This window comes from Rothia sp. HMSC061C12 (genome assembly GCF_001815755.1).
GTDB lineage: Bacteria > Actinomycetota > Actinomycetes > Actinomycetales > Micrococcaceae > Rothia > Rothia mucilaginosa.
On record NZ_KV821863.1, the window covers coordinates 58800 to 72512 of the forward strand.

11 protein-coding genes, 1 tRNA gene and 1 riboswitch are annotated in these 13713 nt (G+C 60.4%); of the genes, 6 read left to right on the plus strand and 6 right to left on the minus strand.

What is annotated here, in order from left to right:
• Window positions 1-72: 72 nt before the first annotated feature.
• The 4 genes from HMPREF3055_RS04415 to HMPREF3055_RS04430 all read right to left on the minus strand — a co-directional run bounded on the left by HMPREF3055_RS04415 (window position 73) and on the right by HMPREF3055_RS04430 (window position 3308).
• Complete coding sequence (locus HMPREF3055_RS04415; RefSeq protein ID WP_005504526.1) at window positions 73-363, minus strand: WXG100 family type VII secretion target; 291 nt, start codon at window positions 361-363, stop codon at window positions 73-75.
• Window positions 364-755: 392 nt separating this feature from the next.
• Window positions 756-2255, minus strand: a complete 1500-nt coding sequence (locus tag HMPREF3055_RS04420) for a sensor histidine kinase (RefSeq protein ID WP_070738234.1) — start codon at window positions 2253-2255, stop codon at window positions 756-758.
• A 1-nt stretch (window position 2256) separates the two neighbouring features.
• The gene (locus tag HMPREF3055_RS04425) at window positions 2257-2961 is read right to left on the minus strand and encodes a response regulator transcription factor (protein ID WP_005504528.1); all 705 of its coding nucleotides are present in this window, start codon (window positions 2959-2961) and stop codon (window positions 2257-2259) included.
• 74 nt (window positions 2962-3035) lie between these two features.
• Window positions 3036-3308 carry a hypothetical protein gene (locus tag HMPREF3055_RS04430; protein WP_049357300.1) on the minus strand — a complete coding sequence of 91 codons (273 nt, stop codon included), beginning with the start codon at window positions 3306-3308 and terminating at the stop codon, window positions 3036-3038.
• Between the two features lie 141 nt (window positions 3309-3449).
• Here HMPREF3055_RS04430 and HMPREF3055_RS04435 point away from each other — a divergent pair, with 141 nt between their 5' ends.
• The 3 genes from HMPREF3055_RS04435 (at window position 3450) to HMPREF3055_RS04445 (ending at window position 6620) form a co-directional block, all read left to right on the plus strand.
• A complete protein-coding gene (locus HMPREF3055_RS04435) occupies window positions 3450-4247 on the plus strand; it encodes a DUF3027 domain-containing protein (RefSeq protein ID WP_246826894.1) in 798 nt (265 codons plus the stop codon).
• Between the two features lie 208 nt (window positions 4248-4455).
• The gene (locus HMPREF3055_RS04440) at window positions 4456-5160 is read left to right on the plus strand and encodes an iron-dependent transcriptional repressor DtxR (RefSeq protein ID WP_049346095.1); all 705 of its coding nucleotides are present in this window, start codon (window positions 4456-4458) and stop codon (window positions 5158-5160) included.
• A gap of 610 nt (window positions 5161-5770) precedes the next feature.
• Window positions 5771-5930, plus strand: a riboswitch (cyclic di-AMP (ydaO/yuaA leader).
• Window positions 5931-6620, plus strand: coding sequence for a C40 family peptidase (locus HMPREF3055_RS04445; protein ID WP_070738239.1), 690 nt, complete (start codon window positions 5931-5933; stop codon window positions 6618-6620).
• Between the two features lie 167 nt (window positions 6621-6787).
• Here the strand turns inward: HMPREF3055_RS04445 and HMPREF3055_RS04450 are convergent, their stop codons facing one another.
• Window positions 6788-7801 (minus strand): DUF4031 domain-containing protein, encoded by a 1014-nt coding sequence (locus tag HMPREF3055_RS04450; RefSeq protein ID WP_070738242.1) that lies wholly within the window; start codon window positions 7799-7801, stop codon window positions 6788-6790.
• A gap of 119 nt (window positions 7802-7920) precedes the next feature.
• Here HMPREF3055_RS04450 and HMPREF3055_RS04455 point away from each other — a divergent pair.
• Window positions 7921-7993: transfer RNA gene (locus tag HMPREF3055_RS04455), tRNA-Arg, on the plus strand.
• Between the two features lie 110 nt (window positions 7994-8103).
• On the opposite strand, the gene HMPREF3055_RS04460 is transcribed toward HMPREF3055_RS04455, so the two are convergent.
• On the minus strand, window positions 8104-8961 hold the full coding sequence (locus HMPREF3055_RS04460; RefSeq protein ID WP_049348934.1) for a VOC family protein: 858 nt from the start codon (window positions 8959-8961) through the stop codon (window positions 8104-8106).
• Between the two features lie 143 nt (window positions 8962-9104).
• Between HMPREF3055_RS04460 and HMPREF3055_RS04465 the strand changes: the two genes are divergently transcribed.
• Together HMPREF3055_RS04465 and sucC are read left to right on the plus strand one after the other, a co-directional pair.
• Complete coding sequence (locus HMPREF3055_RS04465) at window positions 9105-12077, plus strand: UvrD-helicase domain-containing protein (protein ID WP_070738245.1); 2973 nt, start codon at window positions 9105-9107, stop codon at window positions 12075-12077.
• A 459-nt stretch (window positions 12078-12536) separates the two neighbouring features.
• Window positions 12537-13703 carry an ADP-forming succinate--CoA ligase subunit beta gene (gene sucC, locus HMPREF3055_RS04470; RefSeq protein WP_005504561.1) on the plus strand — a complete coding sequence of 389 codons (1167 nt, stop codon included), beginning with the start codon at window positions 12537-12539 and terminating at the stop codon, window positions 13701-13703.
• The last annotated feature ends 10 nt before the right edge of the window (window positions 13704-13713 follow it).

Here is a 13713-nt window from a genome sequence, read left to right on the forward strand (position 1 = left end):
GTCCGGGACCTTTAAACCACCCGGCCTGCTGCCTGGCTGCGGGTGGGGTTTTGGGCTTGCCGCCCTGACCCCTTAGCCGACGAACATGGAGGCGTTAGCCTGCTCGGTGTCTGCGTAGTTCACGCCTGCGCGGGTGAGTGCCTCGTTGATCTGGGTGATGGATGCTTCGACCTGGCGCTGGGTTGCGTGCCACTGGTCCAGTACGCCCTGGAAGTTGGCGGATGCGGAGCCGGTCCAGGAGCTCTGCAAATCGTGCAGGGATGCGGTCATACCGTTGACGTCTGCGGTGATGGATGCGACGTAGGATCGTGCCTGTGCGCTCTTGGCTGCGATGACTTCGGAATCGACATTGAACTGTGCCATGGTTTTTCTCCTTTGAGATATGTGAGATAGGTGGGGCGGTTGCCCCGTGGTGGCGCTTGGGGTGTGGATCTCTGGAAGGGTTGAGTTCCTGACCGGAAGCTTGTTATCACTATATCTTTCAAAATGCATCAAATGAGCTAAAAAGTGATTATTAAATAAATCTGTGGATAAACCCGCCAGATTCACTCCACATCTCGAAAAAATCGAAAGCCCTCCCGAAAATGACGCCGCCATGACGCGCGCTAGGTTGCTCCCGCGTTCTTTAGCCGTGCCGCTACTCGCACTCTCCTCACTTGTACCGCCGCGAGCCATAGTCCCGCCTCCGGCGCACAGCAAAATCCCCGAACTGTAGAACACTCAAGTTCCACAATCCGGGGGTTTATGCATCAGTGCTACTTCATTAGCTGATCATCCGAGACGGGCGGCGGATAGAACGGCAAAGAAATCACGAAGGTAGCGCCGCCACCATCGGTCTCTTCAATGTGAATCCTGCCCTCGTGCTGCTCGATAATCGCAGCCACAATGGACAGACCCAGACCCGTACCACCAGTCTCACGCGAACGTGAAGCATCGGTACGGTAGAAACGCTCGAAGACGCGCTCGCGGTCCTCGCCGTGAATGCCGGGGCCGTGGTCGCGCACCTCCAACACGGACAGCGGGAAGCCGTGAACCTCTTCGCGTACGCCCACCGCAATCTCCAGGGGAGAGCCGTCGGGGGTGTAGCGCATGGCGTTGGTCAGCAGGTTCGCCACGACCTGACGCAGGCGTGATTCGTCGCCGAGTACGGTTGCGGAGGTCGGCGCGACCTCTTCGTTCAGACCCACCAGGGACACTGCACGGTCGGGTGCCGTAGCGTAGGCGTCGTTCGTAGCGTCCACCGCAAGGTTGAACAGGTCGAAGGGCGCCAGCTTGGATTCGCGGCGCTCATCAATACGCGCCAGGGTCAGCAGGTCTTCCACGAGCTGACCCATACGCTTGGACTCCGATTCGATGCGGCTCATCGCGGTAGCGACAGCCTCATCGGTCGGTAGCGCGCCCTGACGGTACAGCTCCGAGTAGCCTCGAATACTGACCAGCGGGGTGCGCAGCTCATGCGAAGCGTCACCCACGAAGCGGCGCATTTTCGCCTCGCTCTTCTCGCGGGCTTTGAAGAGCATTTCAATCTGGGTGAGCATCGTGTTCAGCGAAACCGCGAGGTTACCGATCTCGTTGCTGGGGTTGTAGTCCTCAATACGCTGAGAGAGGTCACCGGCAGCGATCTTGGCGGCGGTCTGCTCCACGCGAGCCAGCGGCTCGAAGGTGCGGGTCACAATCACCCAGGTCATCGCAATCGCGGAGGCGAGAGTCGCCAAACCAAACGCGAAGGTCAGCACGCCCACGAGGGCGACCACCTGGTTCGTTTGTTTCAGCGGCATGGCAATGATGAGGGAAGCCGCCTCCGGCAAGCCTGAAGAGTCGTTGGCTTCAATGGGCACGGCGAGCACGCGCCAATCGGAGGAGCTGCCCACCGAGTTGACGGTGACTGCCTCCTCGTTTTGCTTGCGAACCTTCTCTTCGGTCCAGCCCTGCAGCGCCGGCTCGCTGAACTGTTCGCTGTCCTCGGACTTGAGCGAGTACAGTACGTTGCCGTCCTTATCGAGCAGGTACAGGCGGTAGGTGCTCAGGGATTGTTCCTGATTGCCGGAAGGGCGCACGGTCGCCAGCTGCACGAGTGAGGGGGCGCTGTTCTTCATCTCTTCGTCCAGCTGGTGCACCATCTGGGCACGCAGAGCGGAAATCGCCACCAGGCTCGTCACCGCAATGGAGAGGGCGATGAGCATGGAGGTAATGAGTACCAGCTGGGTGCGAAGGGAAAGAGACTGGGGGATCCGGTCGAGGGGTTTGAGCGCCACGTTAGCCTCGAGAACCGCGAATCATGTAGCCCACACCGCGCTTGGTGTGGATGAGCGGCTCGTGGTTTTCACGGTTGTTGTCAATCTTGCGGCGCAGGTACGAAATATAGGACTCAACGATGGAGGAGTCGCCGTTGAAATCGTACTCCCACACGTGGTCGAGAATCTGCGCCTTGGACAGTACGCGGTTGGCGTTGAGCATCAGGTAGTGCAGCAGGTTGAACTCGGTGGGGGAGAGGTCAATCTCTTCGTCACCGAGGAACACTTCGTGGGTGTCCACGTTCAGGGTGAGGGCGTCAACGCGCAGTACGGCGTCGTCCTCTTCCTGGACGCTGCGGCTACGGCGCAGAATCGCGCGGATGCGGGCGATCACCTCGTCGAGGGAGAAGGGCTTGGTGACGTAGTCGTCACCACCGGCACCCAGACCGGTCACCTTGTCCTCGGTGGCGTCCTTTGCGGTCAGGAAGAGTACGGGGGTGGTGGTGCCGTTTTCGCGCAGGCGGCGGGTCACCTCGAAGCCGTCCATGCCGGGCATCATGACGTCCAGGACAATGAGGTCGGGGTTTTCGGCGTGCGCCTTTTCGAGGGCTTCGCGGCCGTTGCCGGCGGTAACTACTTCAAAACCGGCGAAACGCAGGGAGGTGGCGAGCAATTCAAGAATGTTGAACTCGTCATCGACGACTAGGAGTTTTGCTTCAGCAGACATACTCTATCTTTCTCTCTGAATGGCAGGCTGTACTTGATAAGTGAATGATGTGTGTGAGCTTGCGGCTCAAATCTTTATGCCTTGTTGCGGCGCATGACCGACAGGATGAGTGCGGCCATGAGTGCAATAAAGGCGACGGGTAGGAGGACCAGCGGAATCTGGCTCATGAGGGCGGGCGGCGTTGCCCCAACCCACTTCATCACGAGCATGGCAACTCCGGTGAGCAGACAGAGCAGGGCGAGAAGCGCACCTGCCGCGCCGAGCCAACGGATGGCTCCGGCGTAGGGCAGGGGTGCAGGGATCTGCTCTGCAGTGTTGTGCTTATCCTGTGCGGGTTCATTACTCATGAAATTAACGGTATCAGCTCACACACAGCTGTTCGTGGGCGAAGCCCCAGATTTAGCGGTTTGAGACCCAAATTCACAGCGTATGCGAAGCTTGGAGCGGGCGCCGCAATGTTTGCGCACGCGAGATGCTTTAATAGGGGTATGTCTGAACAGGTTATTGAACTGCTCCCCGAAACTACGCCCGCTACTGACGCGCCCGCAGAGTCCGTTGTGCCTTCTGCCGCGCCTGAGAGCACCGACGAGGGTAGCGCTGTACCTGCTGAGACTCAGCCCTCCGTGAACGCTGAGGAGACTGAGGCGGCTGATACGCCCACTGAGGGATCTACCGCTGAGGAATCTGCCTCCGGGGAATCTGCTGCCGAAGAAACCGCACAGAACGAAGACTCCACCCCCGACCCCTTCACCCCGCTGGATGAAGAGGTGGGCGCCCCCTCCCTGGGTGTTCCGCACAAGCTGCGCCGCACCTCCAAGGTGGATGAGATTCTTGCCGCCGCCAAGGATGTGGCTTTGCAGGGCGTTCAGGAAATCGCCCCGGCACACGCTATCGGCCTGGTGCACCACGTGCGCGCCGAGGAAGAGCGTCTGAGCACTCACCTTTTCGAGTGCACCCTGCCCGGTTACCGCGGCTGGTTCTGGTTCGCGACCCTCTCGCGTGCGCCTCGTTCCCGCGTGGCAACGATCTGCGAGGTGGGCCTGCTGCCCGGCGACGACGCGCTCATTGCGCCGGATTGGGTGCCGTGGGCTGACCGCGTTCGCCCGGAAGACCTGGAGGAGAACGCCGCGCAGGAGAACGTAGAGCAGGAGAATGTAGAGTTTGATGCAGCTACTGAGGAATCTGCTGAGTCCGGTGAGCCCGTAGAGAACAACTCGGCGGAGAATGAAACCGCGCAGAACGCTTCTGCTGCAGAGGAAACTGCCGAGGCTGAGTCCGCAGAGTAAGCCTACCGTCTACTCCTCTTAATAAGGGGTGGGTTAGCAAAAGCGTATATATAAGGTGTCTTGAGTCGTCCAATGAGTTTTCATTGGACGACTCAATAACTTAAGCCGTGGCAAAAGCCGCTGAAAAAGTACATAATAGATTATTGAATAAGTAACGACTTAGGCAGTGCTATCTAAGTACTGTTGCGGTGAAAGCTGGGAGAGATATATGACAGACCTCATCGATACCACAGAGATGTATTTGCGCACCATCCTCGAACTGGAGGAAGAGGGCATCGTCCCCATGCGTGCGCGCATCGCTGAACGACTCGAGCACTCCGGCCCAACCGTTTCCCAAACTGTGGCACGCATGGAGAAGCACGGCCTGCTCACCGTTGAGCCGGACCGCCACCTCGAACTGACCGAGGAAGGCCGCCACAAGGCGGTCGAGGTGATGCGTAAGCACCGCCTGGCTGAGCGACTGCTCTCCGACATCATTGGTCTGGAACTTGAATACGTGCACGAAGAAGCATGCCGCTGGGAGCACGTCATGAGTGACAAGGTGGAGAAGCGCATCCTGGAGATGCTCAAGGACCCCAAGTTCTCCCCGTACGGTAACGCTATTCCCGGCCTGGAGGACCTGGGTCACGCTAGCGAGAAGAACGACGAGCGTACCGTGCCCATGTCCCTGGCGGCACGCGACTCCGGTCCCGAGGACCGTTTCACTATTTCTCGCTTCCCCGAGTCCATTCAGACTGACGTTGAGTTGCTGAAGCTGCTGGCTGACGCAGGTATTGTTTACGGCGCTTCGGTGTCCGTGGTCGCCGGTCAGGACGATGACGTGATTGTTCACGCCGACGGTGAAGAGGACACCCTCTCCCTGGATATGGACGTGGCAAACGCAATTGTGGTCAAGCGCGGCGGCAACCTCTAAGCTCTAATTCTGAGAGTCCGCTAACCCAGTTCACGCTAAACGGTGGTATCGCCTCCCTTTGTGGAGGAGGTGCCACCGTTTTTGTGCACGTGTTAGGGCTGCTCGGCCTTGCGGGGGAGGCTTCGGGGGAGCTGAGGTGCCTAGTGGACGGGGTATTTCAGAGTTTGGTCATGTGCGCGGGCGCATATACTCCTCTCTCAGAGTTTTAGCAACTGCGCTTGAGTGCATTTTTCGGGTTTTTCGCTTAAATCTGAGGTTGAAACTGATGGAAACGCCGATGTTTGAGCAATCTCTGGGAGTGGACACTTAAGAGATAAGGGTCATTTTTAAGAGTTTTGAACCCTGTCCTTAAGGGGGTACTGGTGCATTAAAAGCGAATGTGCATCCTTGTAAAATACCTAGTCAAGAGCCTTAAGCGGTAGCTGTTGGTTCCATTGAGAGGGGGTCAAATGCCTGGAGTGCCAAGTTTTCCCCCCAGGGTGAAAGTTCAAAATTTAAGCCCGAATGAAGTGACAACTGGGAGTTTTCTGTGTATTCTCATTTCTGTGCCCAAATCCTCATCGTAAGAGGGCACCGTCGAAGCGGTTCCGCTGAGTTCTGCCAACGCTTCGATGTACGTCTACCCAATATGGCAGAAGCGGGGGACCCAATCCCCAAGCTGGGATACGGCATCTCAATCGAGAAGCCTCGGGGCTAAGTCACTTCGGTGGCCGAGCGAATCCATGCTCGAGCCCGACAGCTCACCTCGTCAGGCAATGGAGGAATTACCAATGGCTAAGAAGATCGTACGTACCGCAGGTGCAACCCTCGCAGCAGGCGCAATCCTGCTCGGCTCGACCGTTCCCGCGAACGCATTCGCACAGATCCCCGCTGCGGCTGATCTGTCCTACGACTACACCAACTACGAGTTCGACTACACCAGCTACAACACCCCCGCAACCACCTACGTTGCACCCCAGGCTCAGGCACAGCAGACCTACGTTGCTCCCGCAGCAACCGAGGCACCCGCTGCTCCCGCAGTTGAGACCTCCTACGTAGCACCCCAGGCTGAGGCACAGCAGGCTTACGTTGCACCCGTTGCAGCTCCGGCACCCGCTGCTCCCGCAGCTTCCACCGGTAACGCATCCCGCGACGCAATCGTTGCAACCGCAATGAGCGGCCTGGGCGGCTCCTACGTTTGGGGCGGCAAGACCTTCGGTGCATGGGACTGCTCCGGCTTCACCTCTTGGGTTTTCGCTCAGCACGGCATCAAGCTGACCGCTTTCACCTACGCAATGAAGAACGAGCTGCGCCCGACCGCTAACCCCCAGCCCGGCGACATCGTCTTCCAGAACGGCTACAGCCACGTTGGTATCTACCTGGGCGACGGCAAGATGATCTCCGCTCTGAACCCCACCAACGGTACCCTGGTGCACCCCACCTCCTGGATGTCCGTTGACGGCTACTACACCGCTCTCTAAGCCTTAGCGCATAAGAGCTGGGCCTAGCCCAACATACTTCTCAAAAGGCGCCTACCCCGCACGGGGTGGGCGCTTTTTGCGTACCCGAGAGATTCCGTGAAAATACCGCCGAGAACGCACCTTAGTATGGGCGCATTCTCGGCGGTATGTGTTTTAGGTGTATGCGGCTAGGACGCGAGAGCCTGCAGAAGCCCCTGCGGGTCCTGAGCCCACTCGCTGAGCTCAGCACTCAGATTAGCCCTCGCGGGCTCCTCCCAGAGCTGCAGAGCCTGTTCGGAGAGGAAGATACGCTTACGCCCCAGGGTCGAACGCAGGAAGGTCGTACGACCGGTGCGGAACGCCTCATCGTCACAATGGGAGTACTCGCTACGCACCCCGCGCAGGTAGCGGTGGTAGCGTGCCGAATCAGCCGCCAGGATAGCCATATCGGCATCGAGGAAAAACTGAATATCCGCCGGCTCATAGCCCGCCGGTAGGTCGACAGACTCGGGCAACTCGTGGGTTGCCGTGGCACGCACCAGAAGGCTCACCATCTGTAGCTCGTGCCCGGTGAGCAGACCCGCGGTAACCAGCGGCTCCAGGGAGGTGCTCGCCAGCTGCTCGCTACGGCGCTCATCCTCACCCGGTGCACCCTCATAGACCGCGTCGTGGAACCACGCCGCCAGAACCAACGCCAGGGGAGTAGAACCCTGCGTGCGGTGTGCGTAGAGGCGGTCCAGATCGGTGAGCATCTGCGAAAGGTGCCCGCTGTGGTGGTAGGCGCGGTGCGGCTGCTCCCACGCCTGTAGCAGGCTCTCACCCAGTTCCGCTACCTGCGCCGTGAGTTGAGCCCGCAGCTCGGCAGGAACCTCCATGCGCTTGAGGCGGGGTGTAAACGCTGCCTCCCAGGCGCGAAGCAGACGCGGGCGAATCTTCTCGGGGCGCTCCTTCAGGGGAATCCGCAGACCGCTCGCAATGAGCGTGCGAGTCAGCTGCGCGCCGCTGAGCTCCTTCGCGCCCGCCCGTACTAGATCCTCGTAGAGGTGCGCCGGAACGTCGTAGTGGTCGCGGTCGAAGGCACGCTCACTGATGCCCGCCGCTGCGGCGAACTCGTGCAGTTCCGTCAGGGACACATCCGAAATGAGGTGCGAGAAGACGGTGCTGTGCGCGGGCCAGATGGGCGGGTCAATGTAGATGCTCATTCGTACATTGTAGGAGCGGTTCTGCCGCCGGGTGCGGGTGTCCTCAGGCGGTGAACACAGGGCGGTGAACACAGGCTGTGCGGACTCGCGGTGCGGGGTGCCTTATACTGGATAGGTACGCCCTCGTAGCTCAGGGGATAGAGCACTTCTCTCCTAAAGAAGGTGTCGGACGTTCGAATCGTCTCGGGGGCACACAGAATCGGTAGTCACGCCGGTACGAGAAAACCGCCCGTCGCTTGCATTGGCAGGCGCGGGCGGTTTCTCTGTTTCGGCACGTAACGAGCACTCAAGAAAACACGTTGTTATAGCTGAGACAGGTCAATCTTGCCCATCAGCAGGATCTTCTCGCGAGCGGCCTTATCCGCCATCAGCTCAGCAATATTGTGCGGGACAACCTGCCAAGAAATACCCCAGCGATCTACACACCAGCCGCAACGCTCCGCCTCAGGTATAGCCGAGAGCTGCTCCCAATAGTAATCAATCTCCTCCTGAGTACGGCACGAAAGAACTACCGAAACCCCCGGCGTGAATGTGAAATCGTGGAAAGTACCGGAATCAGTAGCCGCCATCCAGGTGCCATGCAGGTTGAAGTCGGTAAACATGACCGCATCTGCCTCAAAGGGGCTACCTTCCGGATAGTGGTACAGGGTGCCGCGGCGGGCATCATCAAACATGGAAATCCAGCCGTTGGTGGCTTCCTCTGCATTGCCGTGATTCGTGCCGCCAAACATGAAAGAAGGCACGACGAAGGGTCGCGGGTCGCCTGCAGGATTGGTAAGCATCAGCTGCCAGGTCATGCCGAAACGATCACGCACCCAGGCGTAGCGTGGGGAGAAAGGATACTCACCCAGTTCCATCAGCACACCGCCGGTACTTAGCTCTTCGTAGAGTTCATCGAGGTATGCTCGCGCTTGCGCCTCACCACCGAAGAGGAGCGGGTCAAAGTTTAGGATGCAACTGATGGACTGGTTCGGGACGTACCGGTCATCACCGTTAATGAGCGAGAGCTGGAAGCCATGGATGCTTAGAGTCGTGAGTCCGGGCACCTGTTCCATGATGGAAGCATCGCGAAAAACCCTGGTATAGAATTGTGCGGCTTCGTCGGCTGAGCCATTGCACCATAGGGCTATTGAGAGGCTCGGAGGTAAGGTCTGGGTCATGCGGTCATCCTAGCATGACTATTCTGCGCCACCGGTGTGCCGTTGCCGATATAGGACGTGCGGCGGATGACCGAGCGGGTGGGAGCCGCGGAGCAAATGCGGTAGCATGGAATATCGAACGTGTATTCTAGGCAGCGAGGTAGATGATGAGCGACAAGCCCGAACAGCAGAAGCAGCCCTTCACCGAACAGGACGGCCTGTTCGCCGCCGAACTCGTCACCCCCGCAGCACCGGTAGCGGATGACGAGCCGCCCTTCGACCCCTACTACGACGTGCCCCCTGCCGAGGACGACTACTACGCCCCTCCCATGGACGCCGCAGTGATGAATGCTCCGGTGATGGAGGAACCCGCACAGGACGTACCCGCCGCCCTGCCCACCGGCATGCCCGCCTACGGTACCCCTGCTACCAGCGCGCCCGTTCCTGAACCCGGCGCACCCGCAGCCTTCACCGCCGCAGACCCGCTCGGCGACTTCATGCCGCCCGCCTACCGCGTCGGTGGCTACGGCGATGACTTCGACCCCGCCGACCCCTACGGCGAACGCGCCCACAGCCTCAACGCCGTGGACCCTACCTCACTCACCGCAGGGCTCAACGAACGCCAGGAAGAAGCCGTGCTGCACTCCGGCTCGCCCTTGCTCATTGTCGCGGGCGCCGGCTCCGGCAAGACCCGCGTGCTCACCCACCGCATCGCCTACCTGCTCGCAACCCACCGCGCGACCCCCGGCCAGATTCTCGCCATCACCTTCACCAACAAGGCTGCCGCCGAAATGCGTGAACGTATTGAGGCACTGGTTGGCCCGCGCGCCAAGCACATGTGGATTTCTACTTTCCACAGCTTCTGCGTGCGCGTGCTGCGCCGTGAGGCCGCCGCCCTGGGTTTGAAGTCCACCTTCACCATCTACGATTCGACCGACTCGCAGCGCCTGCTGAGCCTCATCATTAAAGAGCTCAACCTGGACACCAAGAAGTTCACCGCCAAAGCCGTGGGCAACCGTATCTCCGCGCTGAAGAACGAGCTGGTCAGCGCCGAAGCGTACGCATCCCGCGTGGCGAGCGATAACCCGTACGAGAAGACCATCTCGCAGATTTACACCGTCTACACGCAGCGTCTGCGCGCCGCCAACTCCCTCGACTTTGACGACCTGATTGGCCGCACCGTCTTCTTGCTCGAGAAGTTCCCCGAAATCGCGAACTACTACCGCCGCAAGTTCCGCCACATCCTCGTGGACGAGTACCAGGACACCAACCACGCCCAGTACCAGCTGGTGCGTGAACTGGTCGGCGCCCACACGAAGGCACCGGCTGACCGCGGTCCCTACCCGGACGCCGTGCCCCCTGCCGAGCTGACTGTGGTGGGTGACTCCGACCAGTCCATCTACGCCTTCCGTGGCGCGGATATCCGCAATATTACGGACTTCGAGAAGGACTACCCGAACGCCCACACGATCCTGCTGGAACAGAACTACCGTTCCACGCAGAACATCCTCTCGGCGGCGAACGCGGTCATTGAACGCAACCCCGACCGTCGCCCCAAGAAGCTGTGGACCGCCTCCGGCGCGGGTGCGAAAATCATCGGTTACGTCGCCGAATCCGAACACGCCGAGGCGCGCTACATCACCCGCGAAATTGACCGCCTTGCCGATGAGCACGGCGTGCAGCCCGGTGACGTCGCAATCTTCTACCGCACCAACGCGCAGTCCCGAACCCTCGAGGACATGCTCATGCGTGCCGGCCTGCCCTACCGCGTGGTCGGTGGTACCCGCTTCTACGAGCGTAAGGAAATCAAGGACGCGCTGGCGTACCTGCGCGCCCTGAGCAACCCCGATGACGACGTGAACGTGCGCCGCATCCTCAACGAACCCAAGCGCGGTATCGGTGCCAAATCTGAGTCCGTGGTGGCGGAGTACGCGAGTGCGAACCGCATCTCCTTCTACGCCGCTGCACGCCAGGTAGCCGACATCCCCGGCCTGGGGGCCGCCGCGGTCAAGAAGTACGCCGAGTTCGTGCGCCTCATGGACGACCTGGCGCAGATTGCCCGCACCGAACCCGCCGCAACCTGCCTGGAAGCAGTCCTGGAGCAGACCGGGTACCTGGCGACTCTGCGCGCCTCCAAGGACATTCAGGACGAATCGCGCGTGGAGAACCTCTCCGAGCTGCTTGACGCCATGGTCGAGTTCGAGACCGAGAACCCCGGCGCCGACCTGGAGCAGTTCCTCGAACACGTGGCTCTGGTCGCCGACGCCGACTCGATCCCGAACCGTCCCGCCAGCGCGGAGGGTGAGAACGCCTCCGCCGCACAGATTGCCGCCGAAGCCGCCGAGGCGAAGGCGCAGGGCATGGTCACCCTCATGACCCTGCACACCGCCAAGGGCCTGGAGTTCCCCGTGGTGTTCCTGACCGGCATGGAGCACGGCCTGTTCCCGCATCAGCGTGCCCTGACCGACGAGAAGGAAATGAGCGAGGAACGCCGCCTGGCGTACGTGGGTCTGACCCGCGCCATGGAGCGCCTGTACCTGACCCGCTCGGAAACCCGCACCATGTGGGGTAAGAGCCAGTTCAACCCGCCCTCGCCCTTCCTGGAGGAAATCCCGGAGGAGCTCATCGAGTGGAAGCGCACCGCCGGTTTTTTGGGTTTTGGCGCCTCCGGTATGGGTGCGTATGGCGCTCGCGGCGGCGGTTCCTATGGCGGCAGCTCCTACGGCAACTCGTACGGTGGCGGCTATTCGGGTGGTTCCCGTTCCGGCTATGGTTCCGGCGGCTACTCGGGCGGTTACGGCTCGGGCGGGTACAGTTCCGGTGGCTCGCGCGGCTCATACGACCCCTACGAGTCCCGCCCCGTACGCCGTTCCGAGCCGTCCACCGCGGATATTAATGGCTCGGCAAGCTACGGGCTGGCGGCGGCCACCTCGAAGGTGACGAACCGTTCCCGCGTGCACCAGAGCAAGGAAATCCCGACTCTGACGGTCGGCGATACCGTGCGCCACACCAAGTTTGGTGAGGGTCGCGTGCTCGCCGTTGAGGGTAGCGGCGATAAGACCGTGGCAAAGGTCCGGTTCGGTTCGGAAGAGAAGCGTCTGCTGCTGCGTTACGCGCCGCTGGAGAAGGTGAGCTAACGCGTCAGGCGTGCGAACCTCACAACGCCTATGGAGGGGCGGGTACTTGAGGGTGCCCGCCCCTCTTTTGTGCGCTGTACCGGGCGTGTTGTCCGCCTGCTGAGAAGGGTGTGGCGGCTCTTAGGCACCGGGTGGTCAAGGTGGCGTGTTCGCCGGTATTTCGCGGCGGATGGGGGAGTGCTAGTTCGGGTTAGTTACCCGGTGCACAGCCTTTGGGTGGAATGTACCCAAAATATTTGTGAGCTGAGTCGCTAAAATCTCAGATTTGGGGCTCCGTGAGTGCGAGCTCACGCCGAATCCGATAGAGTAGAGACGAGAGAAATTCCCCGCGTCAATGATGCGTGTGCGCCGGGTGCGAGAGACCCCTATCGCACCGTACTGACCACACGGGGGAACCTCCTCTAATGACCAGGCCGAGTGCACCAGTACTCGGCACCACTTCGAAGAAGAAGGACACCTGTGGACCTTTTCGAATACCAGGCGCGCGAGCTCTTCGCAAAGCACGGTGTACCCGTGCTCAAGGGCATTGTTGCGACCACCCCTGAAGAAGCAAAGGCAGCAGCTGAGGAAATTGGCGGCCTGACCGTCATTAAGGCTCAGGTTAAGACCGGCGGCCGCGGTAAGGCTGGCGGCGTTAAGCTCGCAAAGTCCCCCGAAGAAGCTTACGAGCACGCTAAGGCAATTCTCGGCATGGACATCAAGGGCCACACCGTTCACCGCGTGCTGGTCGCTGACGGCGCAGACATCGCCGAAGAATACTACTTCTCCCTCCTGCTGGACCGTGCAAACCGCTCCTACCTGGCAATGTGCTCGGTAGAAGGCGGTATGGAAATTGAGCAGCTCGCTGCTGAGCGCCCCGAGGCACTGGCAAAGATCGAGGTTGACCCGCTGGTTGGCCTGGACCAGGCTAAGGCTGAGGAAATTGCTAAGGCAGCAGGTTTCTCCGCAGAACTGCAGGAGAAGGTTGTTCCCGTTCTCGTTAAGCTGGGCGAAGTCTACACCAAGGAAGACGCAACCCTGGTTGAGGTTAACCCCCTCGTTCTGACCCCCGAGGGCACCATCCTCGCCCTGGACGGCAAGGTCTCCCTGGACGACAACGCAGAATTCCGCCAGCCCGAGCACGAGGCTCTCGTGGACAAGTCCGCTGAGAACCCGCTGGAAGCTAAGGCAAAGCAGTTCGACCTGAACTACGTGAAGCTGGACGGCGAGGTCGGCATCGTTGGTAACGGTGCAGGTCTGGTTATGTCCACCCTGGACGTCGTTGCATACGCTGGTGAGAACCACGGCAACGTCAAGCCCGCAAACTTCCTTGATATTGGTGGCGGCGCGTCCGCTGAGGTTATGGCTGCTGGTCTGGAAATCATTCTGGGCGACGAGCAGGTCAAGAGCGTTTTCGTGAACGTCTTCGGCGGCATCACCGCATGTGACGCAGTGGCAGACGGCATTGTGAAGGCTCTGGAGATTCTGGGCGACGCAGCAACCAAGCCCCTGGTTGTGCGCCTGGACGGCAACAACGTTGCTGAGGGTCGCCGCATCCTCTCCGAGGCGAACCACCCGCTGGTTGTTCTGGCTGAGACCATGGACTCCGGCGCCGACAAGGCAGCAGAGCTCGCTCACAAGGCGTAATCGCCAGCAA